We start from the raw sequence: 18,803 nt of genomic DNA on the forward strand, positions 1-18,803 counted from the left end.
ATGCTGAGCCGCCGCCAATTGCTCAAAACCGGTCTGGGCGGCGCCGCGGCCTTGGCGCTGGCCACCTTGTTGGCCTCGCCGCAGCCGGACGGCCCGGCCGAGGACTGGGCCAAGCCCTTGAAGCTGCGCGCCTTGACGCTGCGGGACGCCCAGTTGCTGGCGGCGATCGCCCCGGGCGTCCTGGGGGCGGGCGTCGCGCCGCCCGAGGACGTGGTGCGCGGCGTGGACCGCGCGGTGGCCGGCTTGCCGCCGGCGATGCGGGCCGAACTGCGTCAATTGCTGGATTTGCTCGGCAACCCCTGGGGGCGGCGCTGGATCGCCGGAGTGTCCGCGCCGTGGCGCCAGGCGTCGGTCGAGGACATCGAAGCCTTTCTGCGGCGCTGGCGCGGCAGCGTTTTTCCCTTGCTGCGCAGCGGCTATCAGGCCTTGCACCAATTGCTGAACGCGGCCTGGTACGGCAATCCGGCCAGTTGGCCGGCGCTGGGCTATCGGCAGCCGGCGGCGGTGATGGAGATGCTGCCGTGAGCCGCGCGACGATACCCGATCCGGTGGCCGCCGGCGTCGCCGCGGGCTGGAAGGCGCTGGACGGCGCGAGCCTGCCCGATCTGGAGCTGCGGGCCGATGTGGTCGTCGTCGGCAGCGGCGCCGGCGGAGGCATGGCGGCCGAGCAATTGGCCGCGGCCGGGTTGGACGTGCTGCTGTTGGAGGAGGGCGGCCTGTACAGCTCGCGCGATTTTCGTCTGTTGGAAGCCAAGGCCTACCCGGAGCTGTATCAGGAGTCCGCCTGTCGCAAAACGGCGGATAAGGGGATTTCCATCCTGCAGGGCCGGGCCGTGGGCGGGAGCACCGTGGTCAACTGGACCAGTTCCTTCCGCACGCCGCCGGACACGCTGAACTGGTGGCGGGAGCGCCACCGTTTGAGCGGCGTGGGCGAGGAGGCGATGCGGCCCTGGTTCGAGCAAGCCGAGGCGCGGCTGGGCATCGCCGACTGGCTGCCGGACCCGAACCCCAACAACGCGGCGCTGGCCCGCGGCTGCGCGGCGCTGGGCATCGCCCATGCGCGTATCCGCCGCAATGTGCGCGGCTGTTGGAACCTGGGTTATTGCGGCATGGGCTGCCCCACCAACGCCAAGCAGTCCATGCTGGTGACGGCAATTCCCGCCGCGCTGGAGCATGGCGCCAGGCTGATCAGCCGGGCGCGGGTGGACCGGCTGCGCGCCAATGCCGCCAGAACCCGGCTGGAAGGGCTGGAAGGGCGTTTTCTGGCGGCGGACGGGGTGGGGGAAACCGGGCGCCGCTTCAAGGTGAAGGCGGCTCAGGTGGTGCTGGCCGCCGGCGCCATCGGTTCGCCGGCCATTCTGCTGCGCAGCGGCCTGATCGATCCGGGCGGCCATACCGGGACGCGGACCTTTCTGCATCCGGTGCTGCTGTCGGCGGCCTTGATGCCGGAACCGGTGGAGCCGTTCAACGGCGCGCCGCAGACGGTGTACAGCGATCACTTCATGCATGTTCACGCGCTGGACGGTCCCGTGGGCTACAAGCTGGAGGTGCCGCCCATCCATCCCTTGCTGGCCGGCATCACCTTTCCCGGCTTCGGCGCGGCGCAGCCGGCCTTGCTGCGGCGCTTGCCGCATCTGCACGCGACGCTGGCCTTGTTGCGCGACGGTTTTCATCCGGAAAGCCGCGGCGGCCAGGTGCGCTTGCGCGGCGATGGTTCGCCGGAGCTGGACTATCCCTTGAACGAGGTCTTGTGGGAGGGCGCGCGCCGCGCCTGGTTGAGCATGGCCGAGATCCAGTTCGCGGCCGGCGCCAGGCAGGTGCTGACGGTGCATGAGCAGGCCGGCCTGGCCCGCAGCTGGGGCGAGGCCCGGGGCATGATTGCGGGGCTGACGCTCAAGCCCTTGCTGGCCAAGGTGGTCAGCGCTCATGTGATGGGGGGCTTGGCGATGTCGGGCGACGCCGAGTCCGGGGTGGTGGACGAATGGGGGCGGCATTGGCAGCTGGACAATCTGACCGTGGTGGACGGTTCGGTGTTTCCCAGCAGCGTGGGGGCCAATCCGCAGCTGTCCATTTACGCCTTCGCCCTGCGCGCGGCGGCGGCCTTGCGGCAGCGGATGCAGGGCGTAAAAACCTGAGAGGCCATGGCGCGAGGGCGACAAAAAAGGGACCGCGGAGGTCCCTTTTGCATCAGGCTGTCAGGCAGCGTCGAATCAGGCGAAGTTCTTGGCGACGAAGTCCCAGTTCACCAGCTTCCAGAAGCTGTCCAGATAGTTCGGGCGGCTGTTGCGGTAATCGATATAATACGCGTGCTCCCACACATCACAGGTCAGCAGCGGCTTCTTGTCGGTGGTCAGCGGGGTGGCGGCGTTGCTGGTGGATACCAGGTCCAGCGAGCCGTCGGTGTTCTTCACCAGCCAGGCCCAGCCGGAACCGAAGGTGCCGATGGCGGTTTGGGTGAAGGCTTTCTTGAATTCGTCGTGGGAACCCCATTTGGCGTTGATGGCGTCGGCCAGCGCGCCGGTGGGCTTGCGCTCTTCGCCGGCGTTGGGGGCGAAGCCCAGCCAGTAGAAGGTGTGGTTCCAAACTTGGGCCGCGTTGTTGAAGATGCCGCCGGAGGATTTCTTCACGATCTCTTCCAGGGAGGCGTTTTCAAACTCGGTGCCCTTGACCAGGTTGTTCAGGTTGGTGATGTAGGTCTGATGATGCTTGCCGTAGTGGAATTCCAGGGTTTCCTTGGAAATGTGCGGGGCAAGCGCGTCCAGCGCGTACGGCAGTTCCGGCAGTTTGTGTTCCATTATGCTCTCCTTGTTGAGAAAGTAAGCCGCATAAGCGGATGCTTTAGCCGCAAGTTTACTGGATTAAGCCGCTGGTCGCCAATAGTTGACTAAAAAAGTAAAGTAAGGATGAACGCCATTGCAGTATGATGTTATTGTCATTGGAGCCGGCGCCGCCGGCCTGATGTGCGCGGCCACCGCGGGCCAGCGCGGCCGGCGCGTGCTCTTGCTGGACCATGCGCGCAAGCTGGCCGAGAAGATCCGCATTTCCGGCGGCGGCCGCTGCAATTTCACCAATCTCCACGCCCGTTTCGACTGTTATCTGTCGGCCAATCCGCATTTTTGCCGTTCGGCGCTGGCGCAGTACACGCCGCAGGATTTTATCGCCATGGTCGAGCGCCACGGCATCGGCTATCACGAGAAAAAGCTGGGCCAGCTGTTCTGCGACGACGGCAGCGAACGCATCATCGCCATGCTGGACGAGGAGTGCCGGCTGGGCGGGGTGGACCGGCGCATGGAGGCGCAGGTTCTGCGGGTGAGCCGGGACGCGGACGGTTTCGCGTTGGAGACCGGCGCCGGCGTTTTTCGCGCGGCGTCGCTGGTGGTGGCGACCGGCGGTTTGTCCATCCCGCAGATCGGCGCGACGCCGTTCGGCTACCAGTTGGCCGAACAGTTCGGCCTGGAGCTGACGCCGCTGACGCCGGCCCTGGTGCCGCTGACCTTTCATGTGGAGGACGCGGAAGCGTTCGCGCCGTTGGCCGGCGTGTCTTTGGAAGTGGAAGCGCGCGCCGGCAAGGGGCGCTTCCGCGAGAACGTGTTGTTCACTCACAAGGGCGTGTCCGGCCCGGCCATTCTGCAAGTGTCGTCCTATTGGCAGCCGGGCATGACGCTGGAACTGGACCTGCTGCCGGACGCGGACGCCGCGGCCTGGCTGGAGCAAAAGGCGGGCAGCGAGCAGCTTATCGCCAACGCGCTGGCCGAGTTCGGCTGGCCCAAGCGCTTCGCCGAGGCCTGGCTTGAGCGCGAGGGCTGCAATAAGCGGCTGAAGGACTTGTCGCCCAAGCAGCGTCAGCAGCTGGCCGAGCGCTTGCACGGCTGGCGGGTTAAACCCAACGGCACCCAAGGCTATAAAAAGGCTGAGGTGACGCTGGGCGGGGTGTCGACCAAGGCGCTGTCGTCCAAGACCATGATGGCCAACGCGGTGCCCGGCCTGTTCTTCATCGGCGAGGTGGTGGACGTCACCGGCTGGCTGGGCGGCTACAATTTCCAGTGGGCCTGGTCGTCAGGCTATGTGGCCGGGATGCATTGCTGATCTTGGAGCCTGTTTATGATCTCGCGAGCAAGGGCGAGACAAGGCGAAAACGGCTGAAAAAGCGGAGTGTACATACGGTACATGAGCATTTTGAAGATGTTTTCAACGCCGTATCGCCGACGCGTAGCAGATCGTAAACAGGTTCTTAGTCCGCCGCCAGGAACCACACGTTCTGGATCTTGCCGTCGATGATTTCATAGACGGCCGCCACTTCGAAGGGCTGCTCGGCCACGCCGCTAACGCGTTCGTGGTCGATTACCTTGTTGCCGAACTCGATGCGTTTGACCAGTTCGGCGTGCAGGTCCGGCAAGTTGAAGCGCTGGCCGGCGTAGAAATCTCTCAGGGCGGCTTTGCCGCGCAGGCTGGGCTCCGCGCCGGGCAGCCGGTACACCGTCACGTCGTCGGCGTAGACGGCGAGGAAGGGTTCCAGCTGGCGTTGGTTGTAAGCGTCGAGTTGTCTTTGGACGAGGGCGGTGGGCGTCATGGCGGCTCCAGATGAACGAAGCTTCGATGCTGGGGCCGCGCGGGGCGCTTGTCAACGCATGCTCAGCGAGTGGCGGTTTCGGGTTAAAATCGGGTTTTGCCTGATCCAGGCTTGCTTCATTCGCGCGGCCAGGCCGCGCCATCACTCCGAGTCTACATGACTGAATCGTACGAGAATTTTGACAGCGAGATGGCGGCGATCCGCACGCCGCCTCATTCGATCGAAGCCGAGCAATCGGTGCTGGGCGGCTTGTTGCTGGACAACAGCGCCTGGGACAAGATCGCCGACGTGGTGTCCGAGGCGGACTTTTACCGCCATGACCACCGGCTGATCTACAAACACGTGGCCAGGCTGGTGGAATTGGCGCGTCCGGCCGACGTGGTCACCGTTTCCGAAAGCCTGGACAAGAACGGCGAGCTGGGCAATATCGGCGGCCTGTCCTATCTGGCCACGCTGGCGCAGAACACGCCGTCCGCCGCCAATATCCGCCGCTACGCCGAGATCGTGCGCGAGCGCTCCATCATGCGCCAGCTGGCGCTGGTGGGCACCGAGATCGCCGAGGCCGCCTACGCGCCGATGGGGCGCGACGCCTCGCAGCTGCTGGACGAGGCCGAGGGCAAGGTGTTCCAGATCGCCGAATCCACCGCCAAGTCCAAGCAGGGTTTCCTGGAGATGCCGGGCCTGTTGAAAGAGGTGGTGGAGCGCATCGACATGCTCTACAGCCGGGAGAACCCGGACGAGGTCACCGGCGTGCCCACCGGCTTCATCGATCTGGACGCCAAGACCTCGGGCCTGCAAGCGGGCGATCTGATCATCGTCGCCGGACGTCCGTCCATGGGCAAGACCGCGTTCTCGATGAATATCGCCGAGCATGTGGCGGTGGAGCAGCATCTGCCGGTGGCGGTGTTCTCGATGGAGATGGGCGGCACGCAGCTGGTGATGCGTATGCTGGGTTCGGTGGGGCGGCTGGATCAGCACACGCTGCGCACCGGCAAGCTGGGCGACGACGACTGGCAGAAGCTGACTTACGCGATAGGCAAGCTGTCCGAGGCGCCGATGTACATCGACGAAACCGCGGCGCTGACCGCGCTGGAAGTGCGCGCGCGCGCGCGCCGTCTGGCGCGCCAGCACGGCGGCAAGCTGGGTCTGATCGTGATCGACTACTTGCAGCTGATGTCGGGCTCGGGCCGCGGCGACAACCGCACCGCCGAGCTGGGCGAGATTTCGCGCGGCCTGAAAGGCCTGGCCAAGGAGCTGCAGGTGCCGGTGATCGCGCTGTCCCAGCTGTCGCGGGCGGTGGAGCAGCGTCCCAACAAGCGGCCGATGATGTCGGACTTGCGGGAATCCGGCGCCATCGAGCAGGATGCCGACTTGATCGTCTTCATGTACCGGGAAGAGTATTACAACCCGGAGAACCAGGAAGTGAAGGGCCTGGCCGAGGCCATCATCGGCAAGCACCGTAACGGTCCCACCGGCGCGGTGCGGCTGGCCTTCGTCGGCAAGTACGCCAAGTTCGACAACGCCGCCACGCTGGGCGTCAGCGGTTGGGCGGACAGCGACTCCTAAGAACCTGTTTACGATCTGCTGCGCGTCGGCGATACGGCGTTGAAAATGGTTTCGAAATGCTCATGTACCGTCTGTACACTCCGCTTTCTCAACCGTTTTCGCCTTGTCTCGCCTTGGCCCGCGAGATCGTAAACACGTTCTAAGATGGTTCTGTGAGCATACGAGGCATTCCATGAGCTTTTTCGACAAGCATGTATTCATCTGCTGTAATCAGCGCGCCGGCTGCGAGGATTGCTGCAATAATCACGGCGCCAGCGAACTGCTGGGCTATATGAAGGACAAGGTCAAGGCCCTGGGCCTGGCCGGCGAGGGCAAGATCCGCGTCAACAAGGCGGGCTGTCTTGGGCGCTGCGACGACGGCCCGGTGATGGTGGTGTATCCGGAGGAGACCTGGTACACCTTCGTCGACAAGGAAGACATCGACGAAATCGTCGCCGAGCACATGGTGGGCGGGCGCGTGGTGGAAAGGTTGAAGATCTGATGTTGAAGGCGATGAACAAGCAAGTGGTGGCCGGGCCCGCCGGCGGTCTGGAAACCATCGTGGTGGCGGCCCAGGCCGAGGCGCGCGGCATTGCGGTGATCTGCCATCCCAACCCGCTGCAGGGCGGCACCAACACCAACAAGGTGGTGCAGACCGCGGCCAAGGCCTTGTCGCAGCTGGGCTATGTCTGCTACTGCCCGAATCTGCGCGGCGTGGGCGACAGCGAGGGACAGCACGATTACGGCATCGGCGAGGTGGAGGACGTGATCGCCGTGGTGGAACACGCGCGCCGCGAGCAGGGCGATCTGCCGCTGGCGCTGGCCGGTTTTTCCTTCGGCGGCTTCGTTGCGGCGCGCACCCGCGCGCGCATAGCGTCGGACAAATTGCTGCTGATGGGCGTGGCGGTGGGCAAATACGAAACGCCGACGCCGGAGGTGCCGGCCGATGCGCTGGTGATTCACGGCGAGGAGGACGAGGTGATTCCGCTGTCCGCGGTGATGGAATGGGCGCGGCCGCAAGGCTTGCCGGTGGTGGTGTTTCCCGGCGCCGGCCATTTCTTCCATGGCCGCCTGGTGCAGCTGGCGCAGACGATTCAGCGCTGTTGGTAGGGCGTCGTCAGGCCCTGGCGCAAAAAAACCGGTCATCCATGCGATGGCCGGTTTTTTTATCAGCGGTGCAGTTCGCCCGCGGCTTCTGGCTGGTAGGTGACTTCCAGCACCTTCAGGCGGATGCTGCCGGCCGGCGTCGGCCAATCTATGCTCTGTCCGGCGGAGAGGCCGAGCAGCGCGGCGCCGATGGGCGCCAGCACCGAGATCTTGCCCTGTTCGCTGTCCGCTTCGCGCGGGTAGACCAGGGTCAGGGTTTTTTCCTGGGCGTCGTCCAGCTTGACCCGCGCGCAGCTGTTCATGGTGATGATGCCGGCGGGCATGGCGGCGGGCTCCACCACATCGGCGCGCTCCAGCTCGGCTTCCAGCGCGGCCGCGGTGGGGTGGCCGCTCTCGCAATCCTCCAGCAGCGCGGCGAGGCGCTCATAGTCCAGAGAGGACACCGTGATGGCCGGGCTTGTCGACATATGCAACTCCTTCAGATAGACAAAGGGCACCGCAGGGTGCCCGATGATTTAGTGCGCGAAAAGCGTGTGTGCCAATGATATCGCTTGTAACCGCGTGTAACAAGGCTTGGCGGCGCAATCGCCGCTAATACTGGGCTTTGGGCCGGGGGGAGCCCCGGCCTCGCGCTTCAGCCCAGCAGGGACAGCGCCGCGCGCGGGCCGACATTGGCCTGAGCCTGGGCGGCGAGGCCGGTTTGCCCCAGGATCTGTTTGGCCGCCAGCTGCGCCGTCGCGGCGGCGAAGTCGGTGTCGCTGATCCGGCTATTGGCGGCGGCGGTGTTGACCGAGGCGGTTTGCAGATTGTTGATGCTGGCCTCGAAACGGTTGCTGATCGAGCCCAGCGTGCTGCGGGTGTTGGCCAGGGTGTTCAGATCGGCGTTGGTGCTTTGCTGCGCGGCCAGCGCGCCGGCCTGGGTGCTGATGTCTATGGTGCCGGTGGCGTTCAGATTGGCGTTGTAGCTGTTGAGCCCGCCGCTGGCCGGCGCGGCGGACAGATTGACGCCGGAGATGTTCACCTGGTTGTCCGCGCTGCCGTTGGGGCCCACCTGGAAGGTGGTGGAGGCGTTGCTGTTCAGCAGCGGGGTGCCGTTGAATTCGGTGCTTTGCACGATGGCGGAGTTGGCCTGGGTCAGCTGGTCCACCTGCTGTTGCAGCGCCTGGCGGTTGCTGGCGCTGAGCGCGCCGTTGCCGGCCTGGATCGCCAGCTCCTGGATTTGCTGGGTATTGCTTTGCAGCTGATTGAGCGCGCCGTCGGCGGTTTGCGCCAGCGAGATGCCGTCGTTGGCGTTGTTGATCGCCTGATTGTTGCCGTTGATCTGGGCCAGCAGCGCTTCGGAAATGGCGGCGTTGGCCGGGTTGTTGGCGGCGTTGTTGGTGGTCTTGCCGGCCGAGAGTTGAGCCAGCAGCTTGTCTTTGGCTTTCTGGGTCTGGTTCAGCTGGTTCTGCCCCTGCAGCGCGCTCAGATTGCTATTGATGGTCAGTGCCATGGCCGGCTCCCGCTGGATGTGGTTTCACTTCTTCAGTGTAAGAAAGCGCGCGGGGCAGGGCAAGCCGGGTTTTGGGTAAAGTCGCGTCGCGGCGGATGGCGCGGGCATGGGCGTGAAAAAGCCCGGCGGCGCCGGGCTGGGGATGGCGTTTCCGGCTTATTTGCCGGGCTTGGGCGGCGTGCCCGCGGACTGGGTCAGGATCTCGTAGCCGCTGTCGGTGACCAGCACGGTGTGCTCCCATTGCGCGGACAGGCTGCGGTCCTTGGTGACCACGGTCCAGCCGTCGCCCAGCATGCGCAGGTGGCGCTTGCCCTGGTTGATCATGGGCTCGATGGTGAAGATCATGCCGGCTTGCAGTTCCAGCCCGGTGCCGGGGCGGCCGTAGTGCAGCACTTGCGGCTCTTCGTGGAATTTGGTGCCGATGCCGTGGCCGCAGAACTCCTGCACCACGCTGTAGCCGGAGTTTTCCGCGTGCTGCTGGATGGCGTAGCCGATATCGCCCAGCGTGGCGCCCGGCTTGACCTTGTCGATGCCGCGCCACATGCATTCGTAAGTGATGCGGGACAGGCGGCGGGCGTGTTCGCTGACGTTGCCGACGTGGTACATGCGGCTGGTGTCGCCGTGGTAGCCGTCCTTGATCACGGTGACATCCAGATTCATGATGTCGCCACTTTTCAGGGGCTTGTCGTTCGGGATGCCGTGGCAAATCACATAGTTGACCGAGGTGCACACGGATTTGGGGTAGGGATTGTGGCCGTCCGGCGCGTAGTTCAGCGGCGCCGGGATCGCGCCCTGCTCATTGACGATGTAGTCGTGGCACAGCTTGTCGATGGCTTCGGTGGTGACGCCGGGCTTGATGAAGGGGGTGATGTAGTCGAGGACTTCCGACGCCAGGCGGCCGGCGATCCGCATCTTTTCGATGTCTTGGGCGTTTTTCAGTTGGATGCTCATGGGATTCTGGTGATGTGCGTGTCTGCGGCTAATGAGACGTATTCTAGCAAAAACGCCCCCGGCCCGGCAGTGCTTGTCGGGCCGGGGGCGCGTCGTCGTTCAAATCAGGCGCATCTTGAACTGCTTGCCCTTGATCTTGCCGGCGGACAAGCGCTCCAGCGCCTGCTCGGCGATGGCGCGGTCCAGCGCGACGAAGCTGGCGAATTCGAAGATGCTGATCTTGCCGATCTGGGCGCCGCTAAAGCCGGCGTCGCCGGTCAGCGCGCCGAGGATGTCGCCGGGGCGCAGTTTTTCGCGCTTGCCGCCGGCGATTTCCAGCGTGACCATCGGCGGCAGCAGCGGGCCGCCGGGGGCCGGGGTCAGCTGTTCCAGCTTGGCCCAGGTCAGCGGCGCCTGCTGATAGCTTTCGATCAGCGCCAGCCGCTTGTCGTCGTTGTCGGCGGTCAGGGTCAGCGCCAGGCCCATCGCCTCGCCGCGGCCGGTGCGGCCGATGCGGTGGATGTGGATTTCCGGATCATGGGTGACGTCGACGTTGATCACCAGGTCCAGTTCCTTGATGTCCAGGCCGCGCGCGGCGACATCGGTGGCCACCAGCACGGTGGCGCTCTTGTTGGCGAAGCGCAGCAGGATCTGGTCGCGTTCGCGCTGCTCCAGGTCGCCGTACAGCGCCAGCGCGCTGAAGCCGCGCGCCTGCAGGTCTCGCACCAGCTCCTTGCAGCGTTCCTTGGTGTTGCAGAAGGCCAGCGCGGACGTCGGGCGCAGGTGCCGCAGTATGGTGGTGACGGTTTCCAGCCGCTGTTCCGGCTTGATCTTGTAGAACCATTGTTCGATGCGTTCGCCGCTGTGCAGCGATTCCACCTGGATTTCCTGCGGGCGGCGCATGAACTGGGCGCTGATCTTGCGGATGTTTTCCGGATAGGTGGCGGAGAACATCAGGGTCTGGCGCTGGCGCGGGCAGGCGCGCACGATGCCGACGATTTCCTCGATGAAGCCCATGTCCACCATGCGATCCGCCTCATCCAGCACCAGGGTGCCGACGCCGGACAGATTCAGCGAGCCGCGGAACAGGTGATCCTGCAGCCGGCCGGGGGTGCCCACCACGATGTGGGCGCCGTGTTCCAGCGAGCCGATTTGCGGGCCCATCGGGCTGCCGCCGGTCAGGGTAACCACTTTGACATTGTCTATGCTGCGCGCCAGCCGGCGGATTTCCTGGGCTACCTGGTCGGCCAGCTCACGGGTGGGGCAGAGCACCAGCGCTTGCACGCCGAACCAGCGCGGGTTCAAGCGCGCCAGGATGCCGAGTCCGAAAGCCGCTGTCTTGCCGCTGCCGGTCTTGGCCTGGGCGATCAGGTCCTGGCCGTCCAGAATGGCCGGCAGGCTGGCCGCCTGGATGGCGGTCATGCTGTGGTAGCCCAGGCTGTCCAGATTGGACAAGAGGGCGGCGGACAGGGGCAGGGTGGAGAAAGCGGCTTTTTTCACAATGACTTGGCGTATTACGGTATCGGGCTGCGAGTGTAACAGGCCGGCGGCCAACGGCCAAATCGGATATCCGCCGCCGGCGGATTTATTTCGGCTCCGGCCCGCAAGAAGGCGAAGGCCCCGCGCGAACGGGGCCGAAATTGACTGGCGGCTCCATGGAGTTGGATTCACACGGTGAAGCGCGACACCGATTCCGTCAGCCGCTGGGCCAATTGTTCCAGTTGTTCGGCGGCGTTCACGGTTTGGCCGATCTCCTGATCGTTGGTCTGCGCCATTTCGGCGATGGCGTCTATGCTGCCGGTCACGGATTGGCTGGCGGCGCGCTGCTGCTCGGTGACGGCGACGATCTGGCGCAGGCCCTGGCGCACCTCGGCCACCGATTGATTGGCGGCGTCCAGCACGCTGGACACGCTGTCGGCGGACTGGCGGCTGGCGGCCAGCGAGCTGAGGCCGGCGTTGACCGCGGCGCGCACCGCGTCGGTTTTCTGGTTGAGCGCGCCGGTCACGGCGTCGATCTCGCTGGCGGAGCGGGCCGATTTCTCCGCCAGCTTGCGCACCTCGTCGGCCACCACCGCGAAGCCGCGGCCCTGTTCGCCGGCGCGCGCGGCCTCGATCGCCGCGTTCAGCGCCAGCAGATTGGTCTGTTCGGCGATCTCGCGCACTTCCTTGGTCATATTGGTGATGCTGGAGGTGGAACTGGCCAGCTCGGTTTCCGCCTGCGCCATCAGCCGCACCGCCTGCTCCACCTGGCTGACTTCGCGTTGCAGCTGGCTCAGGCTGGCGCGGCCGTCTTCGGAGCGTTGCAGGCTCTGGTCGGCTTCGGCGCTGACGTCCTCGGCCTTGCCGGCGATTTCGCCGATATGGCTGGCCAGTTGCTCCACCGCGCCGGCGGCGGACTGGGACTGGCGGTTTTGCCTGTGCGAGCTTTCCGCCAGGTGGGCGGCGCCGTCGGCCAGTTGGCGCGAGGACTGCGACACCGCGCCGGCGGAGGCGCCGACGTGGCGCACCAGCTCGGCGATGGCGGCCAGCATCTGGTTGAAGCGCAAGGCGGTGTCGCCGATTTCGTCGCGGCTGCGCACCGGCAGCCGTCGCGTCAGGTCGCCTTCGCCCTGGGCCAGTTCGGCGAGCCCGGCCGACATCGCCTGCAGCGGGCGGGTGACGAGGCGGCGCGCCAGCAGGAAGACCACCGCCATCAGGGGCAGGGAAGCCAGGATGGCGAACAGAATGCTCTGATCGCGGAAACGGCTGACCGAGGCGTAAGGCTTTTCCAAGGAGACGCGCATGCTGACCACGCCCAGCGGCGTCTTGTCCGCCACCTGGTGGCACATCATGCAGTTTTTGCCCAGATAGTTGCGCGAGGCCAGCGCCGGATAGACCACGCGCAGATGTTCGCCCAGCGCCGGCGTGGATTCAATCCGGATATGAGGCTTGCCGTCCCGCAGCGCCTGTTGCTCCACCGCGTCGCCGTTCAGATTCTTGTCGCCGGCGTTGCCGGGGCCGAACTGCTTGCTGACGGCCGGGGCGCGGATCACCCTCAGATCGCGCACCGCGGACAGTTCCTTGATCTGGTCCAGAAAAACGTCGCGTTGGCCCACGGTGCCGGTAATCATCATGCCGGTGAGCCCGGCCATGGTCATTTCATTCATGCTGTGGGCCAGGTCTTGCGCCTGTTCCACGGCGATGTCCCGGCTGACGCTGGTTTCCCAGGCAATCAGCCCGCTCCAGGCCAGGACCAGGCAGCACCATACCGCCATGGTCAGTTTCAGCCAGATCGGCCAATCGGAAAATTTGCGCATGCGTGTGCGGACGGAGGGTCCGTTCTCCCGGTGTGTTTGTAGAATCGCGCGATTGCCGCTATAGGTTTATTGAAATGGGTCGCAGCGCGATGGTAGTGATTTGATGACGTAGGAATGTTGGTTTAAATCAAACTTATAGTTAAAACGATTAGGCTTGGGTTTGCGGCGGTTTTCTGTGAAAATCCCGCCCTCGCCGCAGTTTGGGCGCATTCTTCACCATGGATTTCAAGGAGCGCAGTATATGGGTGACACAAGCGGACGCCGCGTAGCCATCATCGGCGGCGGGCCGGCCGGCCTGGCCGCCGCCGAGCAACTGGCGGCGGCGGGCGTGCGGGTCGATGTCTACGACGCGATGCCGTCGGTCGGCCGCAAATTCCTGCTGGCCGGCGTGGGCGGCATGAACATCACCCATTCCGAGCCCCACGCCAGCTTTGTGCAGCGCTACGGCGCTCACAGCGCCGAGTTGCGGCCCATGCTGGACGTGTTCAACGGCGAGCATGTGCGCGCCTGGGTGCACGGCCTGGGCATAGAAACCTTCATCGGCAGTTCCGGCAAGGTGTTTCCCAAGGAAATGAAGGCGGCGCCGCTGCTGCGCTCCTGGCTGACGCGCTTGCGCGAGGCGGGAGTGAGCTTCCACGTGCGCCATCGTTTCCTGGGCTGGGACGAGCGCGGCCGCCTGCGGCTGTCGTCGCCGGACGGCGAGCGCCTGGCCGAGGCCGACGCCGTGGTGCTGGCCATGGGCGGCGGCAGCTGGCGCAAGCTGGGTTCGGACGGCAGCTGGGCGGCGATGCTGCGGGAGCGCGGCGTGGAGGTGTCCAAGCTGCAGCCGTCCAACTGCGGCTTCGACGCCGGCTGGAGCGAGTATTTCGCCGACAAGTTCGCCGGCGCGCCGTTGAAATCGGTGACTTTGCAGTTCCATCCGGCCGTCGGTCATCCGTTCAGCCGCCGCGGCGAGTTCGTCATCACCGCCGGCGGCGTGGAGGGCAATCTGATTTACGCCTGCTCCGGCGCCATCCGCGACGAAATCGCGCGCAGCGGCGCGGCCTTGTGTTATCTGGACTTGATGCCGGACTGGAGCTTGCAGCGCATTCTGGGCGAGGTGGCGCGGCCGCGGGGTTCGCGTTCGATGTCCAGCCATTTGCAAAGCCGCTTGGGTCTGAAGGGCGTGCGCATGGGCTTGCTGCGCGAATGCTTGGACAAGGACGTGTTCAACGACCCCGCCAAGCTGGCCGAGGGCATCAAGGCCTTGCCTTTGCGCTTGCTGGCGCCGCGGCCGCTGGACGAGGCGATCAGCACCGCCGGCGGCGTGACCTTCGGCGCGCTGGACGACAATCTGATGTTGCAGGCGATGCCCGGCGTGTTCTGCGCCGGCGAGATGCTGGATTGGGAAGCGCCCACCGGCGGTTATCTGCTGACCGCCTGCTTCTCCACCGGGCGCGCCGCCGCCGGCGGCGTGCTGCGCTGGATGCGGCAGGCTTGAAGCCTGTTGCGTCCACGCCAGCGCAATAGGCGGCGACTGCGTGTTTACACGGAGCGCTGCCTGCATTTTTTTTGCAAGCCCCTATACTGGTAATGTCGCGCGAAACGCGCGGCCACGTCATTGTCGAGAAAGCCGCCCACTGCATGGATTGTCATGATGCGAAGGCGAACGCCTGAGGAGAACAGCGCGATGAAGCTTGACGATTTCAACCAGGTGGCCGATCTGATCGGCCTGAAAAAACGCTCGCGCGAAGCGGTGTGGCTGATGGAGGTGGAGGGCATGACCGGCTACTTCGCCGCCCAGCAAATGGACATCAGCGAGTCCACCGTGTCCCGCGCTCACAGCCGCTTCCGACGCGCGCTGCAAAAAATCAACGCTCTGGCAGGCCATCTGCCCTTGTAAAGCCGCCATCGCGGCGCTGACGAAGCCCGGCCTCGGCCGGGCTTCGTCGCATTCAGGCTGTTCCTTGTGCCGGGGAGGGCCGGCGCCGCTGCCGCCGTCGGCGGCATCTGGATATACTGACGCGCAGTCTTCCCCTTCAAGGAGAGCTTCATGGCTTTGCGTCACGGCATCGATTTCGACAAGGCCCAGGCCTTGCACCGGCAGGAACTGGCGATGTTTTCCGAGCGGCGCCCGCGCTCGCGGCAGCTGTCCGCCGCCGGCGGCGAGCATTTGCTGTTCGGCGCGCCCTTGCACTGGATGGCGGACTGGTCCACTCCCTTCAATCTCTACGTGGAAGAGGCCCGGGGCGCGCGGCTGCGCGACGTGGACGGCCATGAATACCTGGATTTCTGCCTGGGCGACACCGGCGCGATGTTCGGCCATTCGCCGGAGCCGGTGGCGCGCGCCATCGCCGAACAGGCGGCGCGCGGCCTGACCGCCATGCTGCCGTCGCCGGACGCGGTCTGGGTGGCGGAGGAACTGGCGCGGCGCTTCGGCCTGTCGCACTGGCAGTTCGCCCTCAGCGCCAGCGACGCCAACCGCTTCGCGCTGCGCTGGCTGCGCGCCGCCAGCGGCCGGGATCAGGTCGTCGTGTTCAACGGCTGTTACCACGGCACGGTGGACGATGCCTTCGTCGATCTGGTCGACGGCCGGCCCAGGCGGCGCGCCAGCCTGCTGGGCCAGGTCCACGATCCGGCCGCGCATACCCGGGTGGTGGAGTTCAACGATCTGGAAGCGCTGGAGCGGGCCCTCAGCGACGAGCGGGCGGCCTGCGTGCTGGCCGAGCCGGTGATGACCAATATCGGCATGGTGTTGCCGGATCCCGGTTACTGGAGCGAGGCCCAGGATTTGATCCGCCGCTACGGCAGCTATCTGCTCTTGGACGAAACCCACACCATCAGCAGCGGGCCGGGCGGCTACGGCGCGGCCTACGGCCTGAAGCCGGACGCGCTGGTGTTGGGCAAGCCGCTGGGCGGCGGCCTGCCGTGCGCGGTGTACGGCTTCAGCGCCGAGCTGGCGGAGCGGGCGCAGCGCGCCAAGCGCGCGGCCGCGCCCGGTCATTCCGGCATCGGCACCACCTTGAGCGGCAATATGCTGGCCGCGGCGGCGATGCGCGCCAACCTGGCCGAGGTGATGAGCGACGCCGCCTATCAGCGGATGTTCGCGCTGGCCCAGCATCTGGCGGACGGCTTGCAGGACTGGATAGAACGCTGGCGGCTGCCGTGGTGCGTGAGCCGCGTCGGCGCGCGCTGCGAGTTCCAGTTTTCCCCGCGCCCGCCGCGCAACGGCAGCGAGGCGGGGGCGATGCTGGACGAGGAGCTGGAGCGGGTGATCCATCTTTACCTGCTCAACCGCGGTTTCCTGATCACGCCCTTCCACAATATGTTGCTGCTGTGTCCGGACGCGGAGTTCGCCGACATCGATCGCCTGCTGGAGGCCTTGGACGGTTTCGCCGGCGAGGTGGTTTAGCGCCGGTTCAACCCCTCGCGAGCCAGAGCGGAACAAGGCGTTGCGGCTGAGAAAGCGGAGTGTACAAGGGGGGCGTGAGCATTTCGAAGCGGTACTCACCGTGCCACGTCTCACGACGCGCAGCAGATCGTAAACCGCTTCTTAGCGCGCGGGCTGCTGGCGGATGGCGAGCAAGGCCTGATTGCGCAGCGTCTTCAGCAGGCTGAGCTGCTCCGGCGCGATGGCCAGCGAGCCGGCCTGGCGGCGGTCGCCGTAGAGTATGCCCAGCTTGCGTTTGTCCAAGGACAGCGGCAGCAGCACAAAGGTATGGGCGACGCCCATCTGGCGGAACCAGGCCGGGATGTGCTGGGCGATGGCCGGCGCGTCGATGTCGTCTATCAGCATGTCGGCGTTGCGTTCCAGCGCCTTGCGGAACAGGCTGTCGCCGCTGTCGATGTCGGCGCGCAGCGCCGGCAGCAGCAACTCCACTTTTTCGCCGAAACCGAAGCGCGCCTGCAGCGGCAGATCGGCCCCGCTGCGCGCGCAGATCAGCGCGTGGTCGAAGCCCAGTCCGCGGTACATGGTTTCCAGAATGATGCGCAGCAGGTCGTTGAGCTTGTAATCGCCCAGCAGGGTGTTGGTGATGTCCTGCACGCCGGCGGACAGCACGGCGATCCGGCCGGCGGAGCCGGCGGTGGCCTGCAGCCGGGTGGGGTCCGGCGCGGGCGGCGGCGGCGCGGCGGGGCTGGGCGGCGGCGCGCTTTTGTCCAGCCTGGCCTGGCGCAAGGCCTGCGAGCGCGGCCCTTGGCCGGCTTCCGGGCCCAGTTCCGCCAGATAGGCGGTGAGCTGGGTTTGCGCCTGCGCCAGTTCCCGTTCCAGCGGCGCCCACTCCAGCGCCAGCGCCCGGCTGTAGCGTTGCAGCAGCTTGCGGCTGGCCTCGGCCTGGTCGATGCCGCTCTGGGTCAGCTGGCAGACCAGTTCGCGGCACAGCGAGCTTAGCGCCTTCATCCGCATCTCGCCGGTTTGCGGCTGGCGCACCGCGCCGGCCGGCATCGGTTCCATGCCGGTCAGAATCCGTTCCGGAAAACGCCACAAGGCGGCGGTGGCGGCGCCCAGGTCGGCGTAATGAGCGCCCAGCGTCTGGTGCGCGGCCTGGTCGACGCCGGCGCCGGCGGCGATCAGCGTCTGGATTTGCCGGTACTCGTCGCGGAAGTAGTTGACGCACAGCAGTTCGCCCAGGTTTTGCAGCATGCCGCAAATCAAGGCTTCTTCCGCCTCGCGCACGCCGCAGGCCGGCGCCAGCGAGCGGGCCAGCAGGCCGGTGAACAAGGTCTTGATCGCCACGTCGCGGATCTCGTCGGCGTGGGCGCGGTTGTGCAGGTGTTCGAACAGCAGCAGGCTGAGCGCCAGATTGCGTATGGTGTCGAAACCCAGGATCACGATGGCGCGCGAGATGGTGCTGACCGCGCCGCCGTACTGGCTGAAATTGGCGGAATTCACCACTTTCAGCAGCTTATTGGTCAGCGACACGTCTTTGAGGATGGCGCTGGACAGCGCTTGCAGGCGCTCGCTGTCGGCGTTGTTGCTCTTGTTGATGGCGGCGATGGCCTGGGACAGCGCCGGAAAGTCCGGCGCGTGGCGCATGCGTTGCAGCAAGTGGTCCAGCGCGGCGCGGCCGCCTTCCTGGCGGTTGAAGCGTTGATGGCGGGCCAGCCAGTCCTGTAGCCCGGCCAGCGCGCGGCGACAGGCGCCGGCGTCGGCCGCCGGATCGCGCAGCGCGTCCAGCCATTGTTCCAGCTCCGGATCGCAGTCCCGCTCCGGCGCGCCGGCGCTGATCAGCCAGCGCAGCAGTTGTTCGGCCTGAGACAGCTCTTGGCGCAGCCGTTCCGGGTTCAAGGCCTGGCAGGCGTGTTCGCCCAGCAGCGCGACGCGCTGGTGGATGTCGGCGAGCACGGTTTCGGGATAGAGCCGCCCCAGGCATTTGCCGCTGGCGTGCAGGTGGATCAGCGGCTCCAGGATGTCGCAGGCCAGGCCGATGCGCTCGGCCAGCGGCAGCGCGGCCAGCGCCTTCAGACGCAAGGGCTGCAGCGTGTCCTGCCGATAGACGGCGTAGGGTTTGCCGTCCAGGCGGGCCTGGCCCTGCCAGGCTTGCAGCAAGGGATGGCGGAAGGCCGGGCGCGGCGGCGCGTCCGGCAGCTCGGACGCGGACTCCACCAGCGCCAGCGCCGCGCCGTCGCGGCTGGCCAGCAGCACCGACAGGCCGTCCGGGCAGTGCAGCGTGGCGACGATTTGGTATTCCGGCTCTGCGGCGGGGCTCATCGCTGTCTCCGTGCGGCTTGCGTATTTGTACTAATGTAGACAGTTATTGCCGCGTGGGCCGAAGATTCCGCAGCGTCCGTCCTGGCGTTCTTATTGCCCTTTGGACTAATTGTTGATTTGCTAAGAGCATATTGATATAACCCATCGGTTTTGATGCGCCGATGGGCTTTCGGT

At 66.0% G+C, this 18,803-nt stretch carries 17 protein-coding genes; 9 read left to right on the forward strand and 8 right to left on the reverse strand.

Annotated features, from left to right (window positions below):
• A complete protein-coding gene (locus tag NK214_RS01510) occupies window positions 1-525 on the forward strand; it encodes a twin-arginine translocation signal domain-containing protein (protein ID WP_253313620.1) in 525 nt (174 codons plus the stop codon).
• The gene (locus tag NK214_RS01515) at window positions 522-2,135 is read left to right on the forward strand and encodes a GMC family oxidoreductase N-terminal domain-containing protein (RefSeq protein ID WP_253313621.1); all 1,614 of its coding nucleotides are present in this window, start codon (window positions 522-524) and stop codon (window positions 2,133-2,135) included. The genes NK214_RS01510 and NK214_RS01515 overlap by 4 nt, the downstream gene beginning before the upstream one ends.
• 75 nt (window positions 2,136-2,210) lie before the next feature.
• Here NK214_RS01515 and NK214_RS01520 read toward each other — a convergent pair whose 3' ends face one another.
• Complete coding sequence (locus tag NK214_RS01520) at window positions 2,211-2,795, reverse strand: superoxide dismutase (protein WP_107798836.1); 585 nt, start codon at window positions 2,793-2,795, stop codon at window positions 2,211-2,213.
• Between the two features lie 118 nt (window positions 2,796-2,913).
• On the opposite strand from NK214_RS01520, the gene NK214_RS01525 reads away from it, so the two are divergent.
• Window positions 2,914-4,086 carry an NAD(P)/FAD-dependent oxidoreductase gene (locus tag NK214_RS01525; protein ID WP_107798837.1) on the forward strand — a complete coding sequence of 391 codons (1,173 nt, stop codon included), beginning with the start codon at window positions 2,914-2,916 and terminating at the stop codon, window positions 4,084-4,086.
• Window positions 4,087-4,231: 145 nt separating this feature from the next.
• On the opposite strand, the gene NK214_RS01530 is transcribed toward NK214_RS01525, so the two are convergent.
• On the reverse strand, window positions 4,232-4,570 hold the full coding sequence (locus tag NK214_RS01530; protein ID WP_107798838.1) for a nuclear transport factor 2 family protein: 339 nt from the start codon (window positions 4,568-4,570) through the stop codon (window positions 4,232-4,234).
• 156 nt (window positions 4,571-4,726) lie between these two features.
• Here NK214_RS01530 and dnaB point away from each other — a divergent pair, with 156 nt between their 5' ends.
• From dnaB to NK214_RS01545, 3 genes are all read left to right on the forward strand, one after another.
• Window positions 4,727-6,136, forward strand: a complete 1,410-nt coding sequence (gene dnaB, locus NK214_RS01535) for a replicative DNA helicase (RefSeq protein ID WP_107798839.1) — start codon at window positions 4,727-4,729, stop codon at window positions 6,134-6,136.
• A 172-nt stretch (window positions 6,137-6,308) separates the two neighbouring features.
• The gene (locus NK214_RS01540) at window positions 6,309-6,617 is read left to right on the forward strand and encodes a ferredoxin (RefSeq protein WP_107798840.1); all 309 of its coding nucleotides are present in this window, start codon (window positions 6,309-6,311) and stop codon (window positions 6,615-6,617) included.
• The gene (locus NK214_RS01545) at window positions 6,617-7,225 is read left to right on the forward strand and encodes an alpha/beta hydrolase (protein ID WP_253313622.1); all 609 of its coding nucleotides are present in this window, start codon (window positions 6,617-6,619) and stop codon (window positions 7,223-7,225) included. The genes NK214_RS01540 and NK214_RS01545 overlap by 1 nt, the downstream gene beginning before the upstream one ends.
• Window positions 7,226-7,284: 59 nt before the next feature.
• On the opposite strand, the gene rnk is transcribed toward NK214_RS01545, so the two are convergent.
• The 5 genes from rnk to NK214_RS01570 all read right to left on the reverse strand — a co-directional run bounded on the left by rnk (window position 7,285) and on the right by NK214_RS01570 (window position 12,940).
• Window positions 7,285-7,689: a nucleoside diphosphate kinase regulator gene (gene rnk / locus NK214_RS01550; RefSeq protein ID WP_107798842.1), complete on the reverse strand. Its 405-nt coding sequence runs from the start codon at window positions 7,687-7,689 to the stop codon at window positions 7,285-7,287.
• A gap of 167 nt (window positions 7,690-7,856) precedes the next feature.
• Window positions 7,857-8,714 carry a flagellin gene (locus NK214_RS01555; RefSeq protein ID WP_253313623.1) on the reverse strand — a complete coding sequence of 286 codons (858 nt, stop codon included), beginning with the start codon at window positions 8,712-8,714 and terminating at the stop codon, window positions 7,857-7,859.
• A 156-nt stretch (window positions 8,715-8,870) separates the two neighbouring features.
• Window positions 8,871-9,665, reverse strand: coding sequence for a type I methionyl aminopeptidase (gene map / locus NK214_RS01560; RefSeq protein ID WP_253313624.1), 795 nt, complete (start codon window positions 9,663-9,665; stop codon window positions 8,871-8,873).
• 99 nt (window positions 9,666-9,764) lie between these two features.
• Window positions 9,765-11,144, reverse strand: a complete 1,380-nt coding sequence (dbpA, locus tag NK214_RS01565) for an ATP-dependent RNA helicase DbpA (protein WP_107801722.1) — start codon at window positions 11,142-11,144, stop codon at window positions 9,765-9,767.
• A gap of 167 nt (window positions 11,145-11,311) precedes the next feature.
• Window positions 11,312-12,940 (reverse strand): methyl-accepting chemotaxis protein, encoded by a 1,629-nt coding sequence (locus tag NK214_RS01570; protein WP_107798844.1) that lies wholly within the window; start codon window positions 12,938-12,940, stop codon window positions 11,312-11,314.
• Between the two features lie 241 nt (window positions 12,941-13,181).
• On the opposite strand from NK214_RS01570, the gene NK214_RS01575 reads away from it, so the two are divergent.
• The 3 genes from NK214_RS01575 to NK214_RS01585 all read left to right on the forward strand — a co-directional run bounded on the left by NK214_RS01575 (window position 13,182) and on the right by NK214_RS01585 (window position 16,331).
• Window positions 13,182-14,420 (forward strand): TIGR03862 family flavoprotein, encoded by a 1,239-nt coding sequence (locus NK214_RS01575; protein ID WP_107798845.1) that lies wholly within the window; start codon window positions 13,182-13,184, stop codon window positions 14,418-14,420.
• Window positions 14,421-14,609: 189 nt separating this feature from the next.
• On the forward strand, window positions 14,610-14,822 hold the full coding sequence (locus tag NK214_RS01580; protein WP_048415477.1) for a sigma factor-like helix-turn-helix DNA-binding protein: 213 nt from the start codon (window positions 14,610-14,612) through the stop codon (window positions 14,820-14,822).
• Window positions 14,823-14,972: 150 nt separating this feature from the next.
• Window positions 14,973-16,331 carry an aspartate aminotransferase family protein gene (locus NK214_RS01585; protein WP_235088448.1) on the forward strand — a complete coding sequence of 453 codons (1,359 nt, stop codon included), beginning with the start codon at window positions 14,973-14,975 and terminating at the stop codon, window positions 16,329-16,331.
• Window positions 16,332-16,472: 141 nt separating this feature from the next.
• On the opposite strand, the gene NK214_RS01590 is transcribed toward NK214_RS01585, so the two are convergent.
• Window positions 16,473-18,629: an HDOD domain-containing protein gene (locus tag NK214_RS01590; protein WP_253313625.1), complete on the reverse strand. Its 2,157-nt coding sequence runs from the start codon at window positions 18,627-18,629 to the stop codon at window positions 16,473-16,475.
• Window positions 18,630-18,803: the final 174 nt, after the last annotated feature.

The sequence above is a fragment of the Chromobacterium sp. S0633 genome (assembly GCF_024158805.1).
GTDB lineage: Bacteria > Pseudomonadota > Gammaproteobacteria > Burkholderiales > Chromobacteriaceae > Chromobacterium.

Coding starts and splice junctions, on each gene's coding strand:
- NK214_RS01510 (WP_253313620.1), top strand. CDS start 1: ATGCTGAGCCGCCGCCAATTGCTCAAAACCGGTCTGGGCGGCGCCGCG.
- NK214_RS01520 (WP_107798836.1), bottom strand. CDS start 2,795: ATGGAACACAAACTGCCGGAACTGCCGTACGCGCTGGACGCGCTTGCC.
- NK214_RS01530 (WP_107798838.1), bottom strand. CDS start 4,570: ATGACGCCCACCGCCCTCGTCCAAAGACAACTCGACGCTTACAACCAA.
- dnaB (WP_107798839.1), top strand. CDS start 4,727: ATGACTGAATCGTACGAGAATTTTGACAGCGAGATGGCGGCGATCCGC.
- NK214_RS01540 (WP_107798840.1), top strand. CDS start 6,309: ATGAGCTTTTTCGACAAGCATGTATTCATCTGCTGTAATCAGCGCGCC.
- NK214_RS01545 (WP_253313622.1), top strand. CDS start 6,617: ATGTTGAAGGCGATGAACAAGCAAGTGGTGGCCGGGCCCGCCGGCGGT.
- rnk (WP_107798842.1), bottom strand. CDS start 7,689: ATGTCGACAAGCCCGGCCATCACGGTGTCCTCTCTGGACTATGAGCGC.
- NK214_RS01555 (WP_253313623.1), bottom strand. CDS start 8,714: ATGGCACTGACCATCAATAGCAATCTGAGCGCGCTGCAGGGGCAGAAC.
- map (WP_253313624.1), bottom strand. CDS start 9,665: ATGAGCATCCAACTGAAAAACGCCCAAGACATCGAAAAGATGCGGATC.
- NK214_RS01570 (WP_107798844.1), bottom strand. CDS start 12,940: ATGCGCAAATTTTCCGATTGGCCGATCTGGCTGAAACTGACCATGGCG.
- NK214_RS01575 (WP_107798845.1), top strand. CDS start 13,182: ATGGGTGACACAAGCGGACGCCGCGTAGCCATCATCGGCGGCGGGCCG.
- NK214_RS01580 (WP_048415477.1), top strand. CDS start 14,610: ATGAAGCTTGACGATTTCAACCAGGTGGCCGATCTGATCGGCCTGAAA.
- NK214_RS01585 (WP_235088448.1), top strand. CDS start 14,973: ATGGCTTTGCGTCACGGCATCGATTTCGACAAGGCCCAGGCCTTGCAC.
- NK214_RS01590 (WP_253313625.1), bottom strand. CDS start 18,629: ATGAGCCCCGCCGCAGAGCCGGAATACCAAATCGTCGCCACGCTGCAC.